The sequence below is a fragment of the Pseudomonas sp. NPDC087814 genome (genome assembly GCF_044742865.1).
Lineage (GTDB): Bacteria > Pseudomonadota > Gammaproteobacteria > Pseudomonadales > Pseudomonadaceae > Aquipseudomonas.
The window spans coordinates 53,966-68,919 of sequence record NZ_JBIUVK010000005.1 but is presented as its reverse complement, the minus strand read 5'-3'; the positions used below and the strand labels follow the sequence as shown (position 1 = coordinate 68,919).

Below are 14,954 nucleotides of genomic sequence, written 5' to 3'. Positions count from 1 at the left end.
TTCGTTGAGTGTTTTCCATGCAAATTGCTTTGGCGCCCATGGAGGGGTTGGTCGACAACATCCTGCGGGACGTGCTGACCCGGGTCGGTGGTATTGATTGGTGCGTGACCGAGTTCATCCGGGTCAACGACCGCCTGCTGACGCCTGCCTATTTCCACAAACTCGCCCCTGAGTTGCTGCACGGTGCCAAGACCGCTGCCGGCGTGCCGCTGCGTGTGCAGTTACTCGGTTCAGACCCGGTGTGTTTGGCGGAAAACGCCGCCCTGGCGTGTGAGCTGGGCTCTCAGGTGGTTGACCTCAACTTCGGTTGCCCGGCCAAGACCGTGAACAAGTCCCGTGGCGGTGCGGTGCTGCTCAAGGAGCCGGAGCTGCTTAACCAGATCGTCGAACACGTACGGCGTGCGGTGCCGGCGCATATTCCCGTCACGGCCAAGATGCGCCTGGGCTTCGACAGCCCCGACGGTGCCCTGGTGTGCGCCACGGCCCTGGCCGAAGGCGGCGCAGCGCATATCGTGGTGCATGCCCGCACCAAGGCTGATGGCTACAAACCTCCGGCGCACTGGGAGTGGATCCCGCGTGTGCAAGAGGTGGTCAAGGTGCCAGTGTTCGCCAACGGTGATATCTGGAGCGTTGAAGACTGGCGGCGGTGTCGCGAAATCAGTGGTGTCGAAGACATCATGCTCGGTCGCGGCCTGGTGTCCCGTCCCGACCTGGCCCGGCAGATTGCTGCCGCGCGGGCCGGGGAAGAGGTGGTCGAGATGACTTGGGCGCAGATGCAACCCATGCTCCAGGAATTCTGGCGGCAATCCGTTGAGCAATTGACCGAGCGCCAGGCGCCGGGACGCTTGAAGCAATGGCTGGCGATGCTGACCCGCAACTATCCCGAAGCAGTTGAACTATTTACGCTGATGCGGCGGGAAACCGACCTGGAGCAGGTAGGACGATTGTTGGGGGTGCCTGATTCGGTTGCGCTGCAAAATTGAGTACATATATATAAGCGTTTCAATTCAGTAGGAAAGGGTGCCGTGGGCGCCCTTTTTTTTGCTTGAAATAAGGCCACGGATCGTTAACAGCGAGTGTTTGTGGGCACGTGACTAGAGCTTTTTGATTGCTTTATATATGTGAGCAAGTTTCTTGTTTGCTACAGAGTCTTGCGGTGTCAGCGGCGCATATTTTTAAGTTTTGTTAGTTGGAGTATGAGGGGCGCGCGCAATAACACAGATATGAATGACTGGCGTGGGTGAGTGATTTCATCAATTTGCCTTAACGTCTGACTGTTGCCTGATATATCCATTTTGCCCACGGCGACCACCGGGTAAGCATGATGTTTTACGGAAAGTCCATAGGATAAAGTCTCTATTTTCATTTGATTTCCTTATGTGAAGGCCGATTTTCGGAACCCGATGCTCGCAACACCCACGAAAGTAGGGAGTGTGCAGCACTCGGGTTTGTTTCCAGTCCAGAACCTGGACGGTCTGTTTGCAGACCGCTGAAGGAGTTTTGGCAATCACTGAATAAGGATTTGTTTATGTCTAATTTGTCGGTCAATAATTTCCCTCGCTTGACTAATGACTTCAATCAGCAGAATGCAGACCTGCCAAAGTCTGTCGACAAGAGCGCCGGCGAAATCCGGGCGAATACGCCCGGCACAGTATTGAAAAACAATACCGCCGTGGTGACGGATGGAACCGTCACCTTCAACAAGGATGCACTCGAGAAGTTGTTCGAGTTGTTTGAATATGCATTCAAGGCCATACGGAACATGCTGTCCGGGCAGGGGGGGATGCCCAAGTTGGTACCCGATGCTGGCCCGCTGCCTAAACCCGAGAAGAGTAGCGATACTCCGGTGAAGGATAAGGCGGACAGTAAATCGAATGTGCCGGACACTGCGGCCAAGGACAAGGCGGGGACTGATTCGCAAGTGCCGAACACTGTAGCCAAGGACAAAGCCGAGACCAACTCGCCGGTATTGAACACTGCACTCAAGGACAAGTCCGGGACCAATCCTGAGGTGTCGGTACAGAAAGACAAGCCAGCAAACAATCCAGCGTTCCCGAGTTCCGAGGTTAAGGTAACGCCTAAACCTCTGCCAGAGCCCCGCAGGCCAGACCCCGCATCGGGCAAGGACGTGCAGCCGAACAGCCGGAGCAGTTCCGACGTGAACGTCACGGTCCAAGTGATGAACTGCCATTGTCCTCACCCGGATGCAACGAAGCCGGTCCCGCCTAAGCCCGATGCACCGGTCCCGCCGAAGCCAGACGTGCCAGTTCCGCCGAAGCCCGATGCACCGGTCCCGCCGAAGCCGGACGTGCCGGTCCCGCCTAAGCCCGATGCACCGGTCCCGCCGAAGCCGGACGTGCCAGTCCCGCCGAAGCCCGATGCACCGGTCCCGCCGAAGCCAGACGCTCCGGTCCCACCGAAGCCGGATGCGCCTAAACCAGATACTCCGAAGCCGGATAAGCCGGAGCCGGACATCACTTCGCCAGGGCCGTCTGAGGATTTCTTTGAGTTCGAAACCAGCGGCAGGCGTCGAGCGTTCGACAACGACTGGCGGTTTAATCCCGGCCGCCGGATAAGCAGGTAAGTCGGCCACTTCCTCAGTTTTTTTCAACAAGGCGCTCCCGATAAAAAACGTCGGGGGGCCCTTGATGAAGGATGGTTATATGTCTTGTTCAGAAATCAATAATGCGGGCGCGGTCAGAAACTATTATCAACATTCGCAAACCGGCAACACACCAGGACGATCGGTTCCCGTGCAGCCGGTATTCGTTAATAACCAAGTCCTCTCATCGTTCGGTAATAACGATCAAAGTACCGTTGGGAACACAGCCAGCGACACCCCGCTGTTAGCAAAGCTCCTCGAACTGTTCACCCAGTTTTTTACACAGTTGCAAGGCCTGCTGGCGGGCAAGGAACTGGCGAATACAGTTGCGACCAAGGTAACGCCTGCGCCCCCGCCGGCAGTGCTGCCCAAGCCGGATGCACCCCTGCCGGATCCAACACCGCAGCCGCTTCCTGATCTGTCCGATAAGCGCAACGGCGCCAAGCCTGCAAATATATGGAACGGTTTTCGCCAGGGCCCTGATGGTAATTGCGTGACCATTTCGGCGATCAAGGCGGCGATGGCGAAGTTCGGTCAAAGCCCGACCGATATCTTCAAGTCTGTTCAAGCCAAGGGTGATGGCTATCACATTGTCATGCGTGACGGGTACGCGCTGGATTTGAGCAAGGATGAATTGGCCCAAGCCAGGCGTGGCTCGAAGTTTGTCCCGATGCGCGATCCCGGCATGCTCAAGGATGGGCACTTTCTATTTGCCGTCAGCGCCAAGCGAGCGATGCTGGAAAACAATGACGGGACTGCAGGCAGGAGCTTTCAATCCGCGATAAACAGCCTCAACGACGGTGAGGACGAAACGGGGCCCGGGGAAGGCTTCAAGCGTCTGGGCTTGCGCCAGCATATGAAAGAAGTTCCGGTCAGTGCGTTTGCTGATAAATCATTGATCGGTATGGTCAACAGGAGCAGGCACTCTGTAGCAGTGGTTGATGGGTGTGAGGAGATGTATGGGACTAAAGCGGGAAGACCGCGGTTTGGACGGGCTATTGCATTGGTTGGCTAACGGGCCGTCCATAAAACAATAAGAAGATGATCGTTGCTGCGCAACACGTTAAATCTATAACTAGATCTTGTTGAACTTATTATCTGACTGAGTGCAGTTCATCGCGTGCAGAAAATACTGTATGCCGTGTTCATGCACTTTCTTTTTATGCCTGAGCGCAACGTGCAGGTGGCAGCGTTTACCACGGGCTATTGTGTGTTCGCCCTTTAAAGGAGTGCTCCATGATTACGATGAATACGGGTTATGCAATGAGTACGGCGGTCCATCATCCTGCGCGTGTATACGGGGGTGAAAATAAATCCGTCGACAGTGTAAGTACTTTGAATTCTACCGAGCGACAGTTCGGTGAGCATTTTGATACGAGCAGCCATTCTGCTGTTATCCAGATGATGATATCGACCTTCGGTCCTGCGCGCGCTGATCTATTTGATGAAGTAAAGCGCGTTGGCTCGGGGTATGACGTTACGCTGAAAGACGGTTATAAGTTGCATGTTTCCGATCATGAAGTGCATGGCACTGCCTCAGCGTCGAGATTTGTCGGTGCTGATGCCAATACAGTGGAAAACGCGAATTTCGCATTGGCTGTCTTCATCAAGCGCAAACAATTGTCCAGTTCCGACAGCCGTATCAGCAGCAGCTTTAACGCGGCCTTGACCACGTCCTTACAGGGTGAGACTGCATCGAACCTGCTCAAGGGCATGGGCATGGGCCGTTTTATGCAGCAGATCCCTTCGGAGCAACTCGTCGGCAGGAACTCCGTCGGCGTCATGGAGGCGCATAACTTCGGTGCCGCGTTGATTCGGGATGGGGTGGCGCATCGGTTTGACCGTCAATATCGCCCCGACCGTCCCTACGTCTACGTGCTGGACAAGGAGGGGCAAACGGCTAAGCCGGTCAAGCGAGATGTGCCGGTTGCTCCGGTCGATGTTCCCCACGTCGATACGCCGTCCACCCGGCGTGGCCGCAAGCCCGTTGACATTCTCAGCGGATTTAACGCGGCCGAGCGAGGATTCGGTGAGGTTGTTGATGGCAGCAGCCATGCCTGCGTCATAAAAATGATGATGATGAGGTTTGGTCCAGACGCCACGGATATGTTCGAGAAAGTCACCCCGGCGGGAGACGGTTATGACATCACGATGAAGGACGGTTTCGAACTGCATTTTTCCCGGCAAGAGTTGCAGCAAGCGACCACGGCCTCGCGTTTCGCTGGGAACAACCCCGACGCGGTGAAGCAGGCCAACTTCATGCTGGCGGCGTACACGAAGCGCAAGCAGATGACCCGCGGTGACCAGGACCCTGGGGCATCGTTTGAAAAGGTTTTATCGAACACGCTCAAAGGCGATACGGAATACCGCGTGTTGAAGGGCTTGGGCATGACTGGCTTCTTGCGCATCGTGCCACCCGCCAAGATGCAGGAGCAGGGCGCGGTGGGGGTGGTCAGTACTTTTGGCTATTCGAGTGCCTTGGTACTGGATGGCCTGCAGCACAGCAATGGTGACAAGCCATCTATCGTCAAATCTTATGGCTACATGCTCGCCGAGGAGGTACCGGACGGAGTGCCCGTTGGTTCAAGCTCGCGGCCCCCGCCTATTTCCAATGTACCGGTCGGGGTCAAGCCTGGGGATATCTGGAGTGGATTCTATCAAGGTGTCGAGGGGAACTGTGTCACGGTATCGGCGATCAAGGCGGCGATGATGAAGTATGGGCAAAGTCCCCGGGGCATCTATAAAAACATCACCGAGACCCGCGACGGTTACACCGTGACGATGCGCGATTCCAGCAAGGTCAGCTTGACCCATGCAGAACTGAAAACAGCCCGCGAACACTCGAATTTCAAAGGCACCGACGCCGGCCTGCTCAAGGATGCGAATTTCCTGTACGCCGTCAGCGCCAAGCGGGCGCAAATGGAGAACCACGAGTTTCGTGCCGGCGAGAGCTTTGAAGCGGCGATGAGCACGCTCAATGATGGCGAGACCCCTGGTGATGCACTGCGGCGTCTGGGTTTGTTCGCCTTTACCCGAAGCAGCAGCGTCCAGGCGCTGGCAGATGGTGCAACCGGCACGTTGGCGAACTTCATGCATTCTGTTGTCGTCGTTGACGGGGCTTTTGATGATTACGGGTATAAACACCCACTGAAATCATCAAGCTGGATGGATGAAGAGGGCACGGCGCTAACGCTGGTTTAGGTTTAAAGGTGCAGAGTTTGAGAAACACAGGCCACGAGATCTCGTGGTCTTTTTTCTGCGCGCAGAAAAGACAAGTCCGATGGTAGCCGGCTGCATATGCCTTGCAATCTGTGTCCGCATAGGTAGTTGGCCTCGGCTACTCTCATCGACTCTGGAACCTCCTGCTCATGGATGAAATTCAATAGCATTGGCTGTATGCCCTGTCTGCTCCCATGGTGTCCATCAACCCTGGCGCCGGTTATCTCGAGCCGGCTTTCTATGCGGGTCCTTCCCCTATTGATCTCGAAAGCAGTTGGGGAATCAATGATCGCGACCAGTTGTTCGGCATGTTGTCCCTGGCGGACAACGGCCATGCACGTCACCTCAACGAGGCCTACCATCAATGGGTGACGGTAGGGGAGACGGCCAAACAATGCGGTAACCGTCCGTTGCACCGCAGGCATACGCGTCGCGCCGCCTAGCGGCGCCGGGGAGTGCTTTGCATCCTGCATGGTCGGTGCGTCCGAAAATGGAAAGCACTTGAACCTACAGGCTCAAAAAGCAGCTGCCCATCAGGAAAATCCGGTGCAACTTATTCCGATGAAGTGGCCTGGGGCATTCGCTTCAGTACCTGCCTGAACCCTTCCACCGGCAAGGGCCGACTGTGCAGATACCCCTGATACAAATGACACCCAAGCCCCTGCAAAAACGCCAGTTGCTCAGGGGTTTCCACACCTTCGGCAATGACGTCCAGGTTCAAGCTGCGCGCCATGGCCACAATGGCACGGATGATCTCCGCATCGTTGGGGTCATGGGTGGCGTCGCGCACAAACGACTGGTCGATCTTCAGCGCATCCACCGGCAGGCGCTTGAGGTAGGTCAGCGACGAATAGCCGGTGCCGAAATCATCCATCGCAAAACTCACGCCGAGCTTTTTCAGGCGGCGCATTTTGCTGATGGTGTCGTCCAGATTCTGGATCACGATGCCTTCGGTGATCTCCAGCTTCAGCAGGGTATAAGGCAGGTGGTGGGTGCGCAGGCTGCGTTCTACCCGTTCGACAAAATCATTCTGGCGAAACTGCCGCGGGCTGATGTTGACGCACAGGCTGAAGTTCAGTGGATCTACCAGCCCTTCGGCAATCAACTGCGCGAAGGTGCTGCAGGCTTCGTCGAGGATCCAGGTGCCCACTTCAAGGATCAGGCCGCTGTCTTCCAGGACCTTGATGAATTCCGTCGGGGACTGTGCGCCCAACTGCGGATGTTGCCAGCGCACCAGGGCCTCGGCGCCGACGATGGTGTTGCCGCGCGCATCCACCTGGGGTTGGTAATGCACGCTGAACTCACCGCGGGACAGGGCCAGGCGCAGGTCGGTTTCCATGCGCAGCCGCTCGCTGGCGGTTTTCTGCATGCTGTTGTGGAACATCTGGATGGTGTTGCGCCCTGAATCCTTGGCCCGGTACAGGGCGATGTCGGCGCGCTTGAGCAAATCGGCCGGGGTTGAGCCGTGATCGGGGATCAGCGCCACGCCAATGCTCGGGGTGACTTGCAGGCGGTGGCCATCCAGGAACATCGGTTCGGATAACAGTTCGCGCAGGGTATCGGCCAGCTCCTGGACTTGAGTGCTGACTTGCGGGCGCGTGCCTTCCAGGCCGCTGAGCAGCACCACAAACTCATCGCCGCCCAGGCGTGCCACGGTGTCTTCCATGCGCACACTGGCTTCAAGGCGTGCAGTGACGATCTTCAGCACCGTGTCGCCGACCGGGTGGCCGAGGGAATCGTTGATGTGCTTGAAATGGTCCAGGTCAAGAAACAGCAGGGCGCCCCGCAGGTTGTGGCGCTTGAGCAGGGCGATCTGCTGGCTCAGGCGGTCCATCAGCAGGGCGCGGTTGGGCAGGTTGGTCAGGGGGTCGTGATAGGCCAGGTGGCGAATCTGCGCCTGGGCGTTTTTCAGCAGGCTGACGTCCCGGGCGGTCAGCAACAGGCAGGGGGTTTCATTGAGGGTGATGGGCTCCACCGACACTTCAACCGCCAGCACTTCGCCGCGCTTGTTGTGCCAGAGCATTTCCAGGTGATGAATGCGGCCCTTGATCTGCAACTCGGCCAATAACGCCGCGCGCTGGTTTTCATCGGCCCAGATGCCGATCTGGTAGAGCGTCAGGCCGATCGCTTCTTCGGCGCGGTAGCCGGTGAGGCGGCAGAAACCGTCATTGACCTCCACGTAGCGCCCGGTATCGCGCTCGGTGATCGACACCGCATCGGGGCTGGAATGAAAGGCCTTGGCGAACTTCTCTTCGCTGGCCTTGAGCGCCGCTTCCGAGCGTTGTTGTTGGGTGATGTCCCGCAGGGTGGTGACGATGCAGGGTTGGTCGCTGACCTGGATCAGGCGGCTGGATATCACACAGTTCAGGGTCTGGCCGTTCTTGTGATGAACGGTGATTGCCACGTTGCTCAGGGATTGTTCGCGGATCACCTGCTCGATGCGCTGCAGGCGTTGGCTGGACTCCTCCCACAAGCCGATCTGCTCGGCGTTGTTGTTGAGCACCTCGGCGGCGGTCCAGCCGAAGGTCTGGGTGAAGGCCGGGTTGATCTCGATAAACTGGCCGGTCTCCAGGCGCGTCACGCAGATTGGGTCGGGGCTGGCGAGGAACAGGCTGGCGAATTTTTCTTCGGATGCGATCAGGCGCTGCTCCCGTTCAACCTGGTCGGTGATGTCGAGCAGGGTCCCGGCCATTCGCAACGGTACGCCCGTGTCATCGCGATACAGGCGGGCGCGGCTTTCCAGGTAGCGCGAACTGCCGTCTTCCAGTTGCACGCGGTAGGTCAGTTGGTAGTTGCCCGCCGGGCCTTCGCGCAGGGTGCGGTAGGCGTTGCGCATGCTCTCGCGCTCTTCCTGGGGCATGCCTTCAAAGAAGGCCTCGAAGGATTCGTGGAACGGTTGGGGTTCCAGCCCGTGCAGTTGGGCGGCGCGGGCCGAGCCATAGAGCATGCCGCTGGGGATGTGCCAGTCCCAGGTGCCCAGTTGCGCCGAGTCCAGGGCAAGGTCCAGGCGTTCCTGGCTGTCCTTGAGGGCCTGCTCGGCATTCTTGCGCTCGGTGGTGTCGAGGAAGGTGCTGATCAGGTAGTCCTCGCCGTCCAGCTCGACTTTCTGGGCGCTGAGGGTGCCATCGTGGACCTGCCCGTTGCTGGCGCGAAACTGCACTTCCATGGTGATGGGGGCGCCTTTGCGCTGGGTGGCCTTGACCAGATGCGCGCGTTGTTCCGGGTGTACCCAGAGGCCCAGCTCCAATGTGCTGCGGCCAATGGCATCGGCCAACGGCCAGCCGAACAGGCTCTCGAAATACTGGTTGGCTTCGCTGATCAGGCCGTCCGCCTGGCGGGTCAGCAGGACCATCAGCGGGCACAAATGGAACAGGGTGGCGAAGCGCTTTTCCGAATGGCTGAGGGCGTGTTCGCGCTCGCGCTGGTGGGTGATTTCGCGGATCACCCCGATCATTCGACGACGCCCGGCCTTGTCCGGTAGCAGGCTGCCGTTGATTTCCAGCCAGTGCAGGCTGCCATCGGGCCATTGGATACGGTGGTGCATGGCCTGGACAGCGGGTTCGCCGGCCAGCACCGCATGAAAGGCCCGGACCACCTTGGCGCGGTCCTCGGGGGCCAGCAGGTCCAGGTACTCCAGGTCTTCAGGCAGCGGCTGGCGCGGGTCGAAGCCGAACAGGGCCTGAGTGCCTCGGGACCAGCTGATCCGGCCGGTATCGATTTCCCAGCTCCAGGCGCCCAGCCGGGCAGCGTTGAGCGCCGCCAGCAGTTGCGGCGCGCTGTCCCAGCTTTGCTCCGCCTCCTGTGGGTCCAGGGCGTAGATGCGGGGCAGGGGTGGCACGGTATCGACGGGGTTGCGCATTATCAAAGGGCCTTGGCTCGATGGGCGTTCGGCGCGGGTTCCACGGTCTACGGGCCACGGCGATTCAAGCCTGATTCCCTGGCAGATCGACCTGTGCATCCAATAGGCTCATGAAAGCCCGCGCAGCGTTCGACAGCGTCCTTTCGGTGTGCACGATATAGCCTAGCTGGCGACTGAGCTGTATGCCCGGCAAAGCGATGCGTGCCACCTGGTCATCGAGCATGGTGCGCGGCAATACGCTCCAGGCAAGGCCAATGGAGACCATCATCTTGATGGTTTCCAGGTAGTTGGTGCTCATGGCGATGTTTGGCGTCAGGCCCTGGGCCTCGAACAGCCGCTGCACGATATGGTGGGTAAAGGTGTTGCCGCCGGGAAACACCGCCGGGTGTCGGGCGATGTCCGCCAGGCTGACGCTGCCGTTGCTGATCAGGCTGTGTTCCGGCGCCACCACGAAATCCAGCGGGTCGTCCCACACCGGGGTGGCCCGCACCAGCGTGTGGGGCTCCGGCGCCAGGGTGATTACGGCCACTTCGGCGCGGCCATGGAGGATTTCTTCGTAGGCCACTTCCGAATCGAGAAACTGAATATCCAGGGCGACGTTCGGGTATTCCCGGGTAAACGTTCGCAGTACGGGCGGCAGGCGATGCAGGCCGATGTGATGGCTGGTGGCCAGGGTGAGACGACCGCTGACCTCGCCGGTCAGGTTGGTCAGGGCGCGGCGGGTGTCGTCCAGTACATTGAGAATCTGATACGCCCGGGGCAGCAGCGCCCGTCCGGCTTCGGTGAGGCCGACTTCACGCCCCAGCCGGTCGAACAGGCGCACCTTTAATTGTTGCTCCAGGCCGGCGATGCGCTTGCTGATGGCCGGTTGGGTCAGGTGCAGGCGTTCACCGGCACCGGAGAAGCTGCCGGTCTCGGCGATGGCGATAAAGGCATTGAGGTTGGCCAGGTCCATTGTGCTATTCCAGTTGGTAATCCAAAGCATAAAAAATATGAATTTGAGTTATTTAATGTAGCGCCATACCATCAGCCTCACAAGCCAAAGGGTTATTGAATCGTTCAAGGCCCGGGGCATAGAAACACCTGATGAGGACCGCGTGATGGCCGGCAAAACGCTTTACGACAAGCTTTGGGATTCCCATGAAGTGAAACGGCGCGATGATGGGTCGTCGCTGATCTACATCGACCGTCACATCATCCATGAAGTGACCTCGCCCCAAGCGTTCGAAGGCCTGCGACTGGCCGGGCGCAAGCCTTGGCGCGTCGACTCGATCATCGCCACCCCGGACCACAACGTGCCGACCACCCCGGAGCGTAAAGGCGGGATCGACGCCATCGTCGACACCGTGTCGCGCCTCCAGGTGCAGACCCTCGATGATTACTGCGACGAATATGGCATCACCGAATTCAAGATGAATGACGTGCGCCAGGGCATCGTTCACGTGATCGGCCCGGAGCAGGGCGCTACCTTGCCCGGCATGACCGTGGTCTGCGGCGACTCCCACACCTCTACCCACGGGGCGTTTGGCGCCCTGGCCCACGGTATTGGTACCTCCGAGGTGGAACATGTATTCGCCACCCAGTGCCTCGTCGCCAAGAAAATGAAGAACATGTTGGTGTCGGTGGAAGGTGAATTGCCTTTCGGCGTCACTGCCAAGGACATCGTCCTCGCCGTGATCGGCAAGATCGGCACCGCCGGCGGTAACGGCCACGCCATCGAATTCGCCGGCAGCGCGATTCGCGACCTGTCCATCGAAGGCCGCATGACTATCTGCAACATGTCCATCGAAGCCGGTGCCCGCGTGGGCATGGTGGCGGCGGACGAAAAGACCATTGCCTACGTCAAGGGTCGCCCGTTCGCACCTGCCGGTGCTGATTGGGACGCCGCTGTCGAAGCCTGGAAAGACCTGGTTTCCGACGCCGATGCGGTGTTCGACACCGTGGTTACTCTCGATGCCGCCCAGATCAAGCCGCAAGTCAGCTGGGGCACTTCGCCGGAAATGGTGTTGGCCGTTGACCAGAACGTGCCGGACCCGGCCAAGGAAACCGACCTGGTCAAGCGTGGTTCCATTGAGCGCGCCTTGAAGTACATGGGCTTGAAAGCCAACCAGGCGATTACCGACATCCAGCTGGATCGCGTGTTCATTGGCTCCTGCACCAACTCGCGGATCGAGGATTTGCGCGCTGCGGCGGTGATCGCCAAGGGCCGCAAAGTCGCCTCGACCATCAAGCAGGCGATCGTGGTGCCAGGTTCGGGCCTGGTCAAGGCCCAGGCTGAAGCCGAAGGCCTCGACAAGATTTTCCTCGAAGCCGGTTTTGAATGGCGTGAGCCGGGTTGCTCGATGTGCCTGGCGATGAACCCGGACCGTTTGGAGTCGGGCGAGCATTGCGCGTCCACCTCCAACCGTAACTTCGAAGGGCGTCAGGGCGCCGGTGGCCGTACCCACCTCGTCAGCCCGGCCATGGCTGCTGCGGCTGCCGTCAACGGTCGTTTCATCGACGTTCGCGAATTGATCTGAGGAATACCCGATGAAAGCTTTTACTCAACACACCGGTTTAGTCGCGCCGTTGGACCGTGCCAACGTGGACACCGACCAGATCATTCCCAAGCAGTTCTTGAAATCGATCAAGCGCACCGGTTTTGGCCCGAACCTGTTCGACGAGTGGCGCTACCTGGACGTGGGCTACGCCTACCAGGACAACTCCAAGCGCCCGCTGAACAAGGACTTTGTGCTCAACGCCGAGCGTTACCAGGGTGCCAGCGTGTTGCTCGCCCGGGAAAACTTCGGTTGCGGCTCCAGCCGTGAGCACGCGCCGTGGGCCCTGGAAGAATATGGCTTTCGCAGCATCATCGCGCCGAGCTACGCCGACATCTTCTTCAACAACAGCTTCAAGAACGGCTTGCTGCCGATCATCTTGAGCGATGCCGAAGTGGATGAGTTGTTCCAGCAGGTGGAGGCCGATGTGGGCTACCAGTTGACCATCGACCTGGCGGCGCAGACCGTGACCCGTCCGGACGGCAAGGTGTATCACTTTGAAGTGGACGCCTTCCGCAAGCACTGCCTGATCAATGGCCTGGACGACATCGGCCTGACCTTGCAGGACGGCGATGCGATTGCAGCGTTTGAAACCAAACACCGGGCCAGCCAGCCTTGGTTGTTTCGCGACGCTTGATTCCATGTAGACCGGACTGGCCCCTTCGCGAGCAAGCCCGCTCCCACATTTGATTGCATTTCAACTGAAGGAACTCGGTCGAATGTGGGAGCGGGCTTGCTCGCGAAAGGGCCAGCAACAGCAACACAAAAACCAGGGACATCATCATGACCAGCACTGCCCACACCCAAGTCGTGCAAAAACAATTCGGCGAACAGGCCTCGGCCTACCTGAGCAGCGCAGTACATGCTCAAGGCACCGAATTCGCGCTGCTCCAGGCCGAACTGGCCGGGCAGGGCGCTGCACGACTGCTGGACCTGGGTTGCGGCGCCGGTCATGTGAGTTTCAACGTTGCACCGTTGGTCAAGGAAGTGGTGGCGTACGACCTATCCCAACAGATGCTTGACGTGGTCGCCGCCGCTGCCGTGGACCGTGGCCTGGACAACATCCGCACTGTGCACGGCGCCGCCGAGCGCCTGCCGTTTGCCGATGGCGAATTCGACTTCGTGTTCAGCCGCTACTCGGCGCACCATTGGAGCGACCTGGGCCTGGCCCTGCGTGAAGTGCGCCGGGTGCTCAAGCCGGGTGGCGTGGCCGCGTTTGTGGACGTCTTGTCACCGGGCAGCCCGCTGTTGGACACTTACCTGCAAACCGTCGAAGTGCTGCGCGACACCAGCCACGTGCGTGACTATTCCGCCGGCGAGTGGATGCGCCAGCTCAGCGAAGCCGGTTTGCATGTGCGCAACAGCAGCCGCCAGCGCCTGCGCCTGGAATACACCTCGTGGGTCGAGCGCATGCGCACCCCAGAGGTATTGCGTGCCGCGATCCTGGAGCTGCAAAAGGCAATGGGCCAGGAAGTGCGCGATTATTTCGAGATTCAAGCCGACGGCACCTTCAGCACCGACGTGCTGGTGGTGTGGGCCGAACGCTGATTAATTTTTCCCGACCTGCCCACGGGCGGGTCGCTTGATGAAATGAGGAACGCATGAGCAAGCAGATTCTGATTCTCCCTGGCGACGGCATTGGTCCGGAAATCATGGCCGAAGCGGTCAAGGTGCTGGAAGTGGCTAACGCCAAGTACAGCCTGGGCTTCGAACTGAGCCACGACGTGATCGGCGGCGCGGCCATCGACAAGCACGGCGTGCCTCTGGCCGACGAAACCCTGGAGCGTGCCCGCGCAGCCGACGCCGTGCTGCTGGGCGCCGTGGGTGGCCCGAAGTGGGACAAGATCGAGCGTGACATCCGCCCTGAGCGCGGCCTGCTGAAAATCCGTGCGCAACTGGGCCTGTTCGGCAACCTGCGCCCGGCGATCCTTTACCCGCAACTGGCGGACGCTTCCAGCCTCAAGCCGGAAATCGTCGCGGGCCTGGACATCCTGATCGTCCGCGAACTGACCGGCGGTATCTACTTCGGCTCGCCACGGGGCGTGCGCGAGTTGGAGAATGGCGAGCGTCAGGCCTACGACACCCTGCCGTACAGCGAGAGTGAAATCCGCCGTATCGCCCGTGTCGGTTTCGACATGGCCCGTGTGCGTGGCAAGAAGGTCTGCTCGGTGGACAAGGCCAACGTATTGGCGTCCAGCCAGCTGTGGCGTGAAATCGTCGAGGAAGTCGCCAAGGACTACCCGGACGTCGAGCTGAGCCACATGTACGTCGACAACGCCGCCATGCAGCTGGTGCGTGCACCGAAGCAGTTCGACGTGATCGTCACCGACAACCTGTTCGGCGACATCCTGTCCGACCAGGCCTCGATGCTTACCGGTTCCATCGGCATGCTGCCGTCGGCGTCCCTGGATGCCAACAACAAGGGCATGTACGAGCCGTGCCACGGTTCGGCGCCGGACATCGCCGGGCAGGGCATTGCCAACCCGTTGGCGACCATTTTGTCGGTGTCGATGATGCTGCGTTACAGCTTCAACCTGACCGACGCCGCGGATGCCATCGAGCAGGCCGTGAGCCTGGTGCTCGACCAGGGCCTGCGCACTGGCGACATCTGGTCCCAGGGTTGCACCAAGGTCGGTACGCAAGAAATGGGCGACGCAGTAGTCGCCGCGCTGCGGAATCTGTAATCTCTCGGGCCCGCTTGCAGATGTTGCTGCAAGGCGGCCCACTTTTGAACAAG

At 59.5% G+C, this 14,954-nt stretch carries 10 protein-coding genes; 8 read left to right on the top strand and 2 right to left on the bottom strand.

What is annotated here, in order from left to right; translation table 11 throughout:
* Window positions 1–17: 17 nt before the first annotated feature.
* The 4 genes from ACIOMR_RS06210 (at window position 18) to ACIOMR_RS06195 (ending at window position 5,803) form a co-directional block, all read left to right on the top strand.
* Entirely contained in the window at window positions 18–983 is a 966-nt protein-coding gene (locus ACIOMR_RS06210; protein WP_401192888.1) for a tRNA dihydrouridine synthase, read from the top strand.
* 545 nt (window positions 984–1,528) lie between these two features.
* Window positions 1,529–2,584, top strand: a complete 1,056-nt coding sequence (locus tag ACIOMR_RS06205) for an adhesin (RefSeq protein ID WP_401192886.1) — start codon at window positions 1,529–1,531, stop codon at window positions 2,582–2,584.
* 64 nt (window positions 2,585–2,648) lie between these two features.
* Entirely contained in the window at window positions 2,649–3,617 is a 969-nt protein-coding gene (locus tag ACIOMR_RS06200) for a hypothetical protein (RefSeq protein ID WP_401192883.1), read from the top strand.
* A 221-nt stretch (window positions 3,618–3,838) separates the two neighbouring features.
* Window positions 3,839–5,803 carry a hypothetical protein gene (locus ACIOMR_RS06195; RefSeq protein WP_401192880.1) on the top strand — a complete coding sequence of 655 codons (1,965 nt, stop codon included), beginning with the start codon at window positions 3,839–3,841 and terminating at the stop codon, window positions 5,801–5,803.
* Window positions 5,804–6,374: 571 nt separating this feature from the next.
* On the opposite strand, the gene ACIOMR_RS06190 is transcribed toward ACIOMR_RS06195, so the two are convergent.
* Both ACIOMR_RS06190 and ACIOMR_RS06185 read right to left on the bottom strand, forming a co-directional pair.
* Window positions 6,375–9,680, bottom strand: coding sequence for a bifunctional diguanylate cyclase/phosphodiesterase (locus ACIOMR_RS06190; RefSeq protein WP_003212653.1), 3,306 nt, complete (start codon window positions 9,678–9,680; stop codon window positions 6,375–6,377).
* A gap of 64 nt (window positions 9,681–9,744) precedes the next feature.
* Window positions 9,745–10,635 (bottom strand): LysR family transcriptional regulator, encoded by an 891-nt coding sequence (locus ACIOMR_RS06185; RefSeq protein WP_003212656.1) that lies wholly within the window; start codon window positions 10,633–10,635, stop codon window positions 9,745–9,747.
* Window positions 10,636–10,780: 145 nt separating this feature from the next.
* Here ACIOMR_RS06185 and leuC point away from each other — a divergent pair, with 145 nt between their 5' ends.
* The 4 genes from leuC (at window position 10,781) to leuB (ending at window position 14,901) form a co-directional block, all read left to right on the top strand.
* Window positions 10,781–12,199, top strand: coding sequence for a 3-isopropylmalate dehydratase large subunit (gene leuC, locus ACIOMR_RS06180; RefSeq protein WP_008438759.1), 1,419 nt, complete (start codon window positions 10,781–10,783; stop codon window positions 12,197–12,199).
* 10 nt (window positions 12,200–12,209) lie between these two features.
* Complete coding sequence (gene leuD, locus ACIOMR_RS06175; protein WP_003212660.1) at window positions 12,210–12,854, top strand: 3-isopropylmalate dehydratase small subunit; 645 nt, start codon at window positions 12,210–12,212, stop codon at window positions 12,852–12,854.
* Between the two features lie 146 nt (window positions 12,855–13,000).
* Window positions 13,001–13,765 carry a class I SAM-dependent methyltransferase gene (locus ACIOMR_RS06170; RefSeq protein WP_003212662.1) on the top strand — a complete coding sequence of 255 codons (765 nt, stop codon included), beginning with the start codon at window positions 13,001–13,003 and terminating at the stop codon, window positions 13,763–13,765.
* Window positions 13,766–13,818: 53 nt separating this feature from the next.
* Window positions 13,819–14,901 carry a 3-isopropylmalate dehydrogenase gene (leuB, locus tag ACIOMR_RS06165; RefSeq protein ID WP_003212664.1) on the top strand — a complete coding sequence of 361 codons (1,083 nt, stop codon included), beginning with the start codon at window positions 13,819–13,821 and terminating at the stop codon, window positions 14,899–14,901.
* Window positions 14,902–14,954: the final 53 nt, after the last annotated feature.

Excerpts from the sequence above, each read along its gene's own strand:
- ACIOMR_RS06210 (WP_401192888.1), top strand. The coding sequence starts at position 18 with ATGCAAATTGCTTTGGCGCCCATGGAGGGGTTGGTCGACAACATCCTG.
- ACIOMR_RS06205 (WP_401192886.1), top strand. The coding sequence starts at position 1,529 with ATGTCTAATTTGTCGGTCAATAATTTCCCTCGCTTGACTAATGACTTC.
- ACIOMR_RS06200 (WP_401192883.1), top strand. The coding sequence starts at position 2,649 with ATGAAGGATGGTTATATGTCTTGTTCAGAAATCAATAATGCGGGCGCG.
- ACIOMR_RS06195 (WP_401192880.1), top strand. The coding sequence starts at position 3,839 with ATGATTACGATGAATACGGGTTATGCAATGAGTACGGCGGTCCATCAT.
- ACIOMR_RS06190 (WP_003212653.1), bottom strand. The coding sequence starts at position 9,680 with ATGCGCAACCCCGTCGATACCGTGCCACCCCTGCCCCGCATCTACGCC.
- ACIOMR_RS06185 (WP_003212656.1), bottom strand. The coding sequence starts at position 10,635 with ATGGACCTGGCCAACCTCAATGCCTTTATCGCCATCGCCGAGACCGGC.
- leuC (WP_008438759.1), top strand. The coding sequence starts at position 10,781 with ATGGCCGGCAAAACGCTTTACGACAAGCTTTGGGATTCCCATGAAGTG.
- leuD (WP_003212660.1), top strand. The coding sequence starts at position 12,210 with ATGAAAGCTTTTACTCAACACACCGGTTTAGTCGCGCCGTTGGACCGT.
- ACIOMR_RS06170 (WP_003212662.1), top strand. The coding sequence starts at position 13,001 with ATGACCAGCACTGCCCACACCCAAGTCGTGCAAAAACAATTCGGCGAA.
- leuB (WP_003212664.1), top strand. The coding sequence starts at position 13,819 with ATGAGCAAGCAGATTCTGATTCTCCCTGGCGACGGCATTGGTCCGGAA.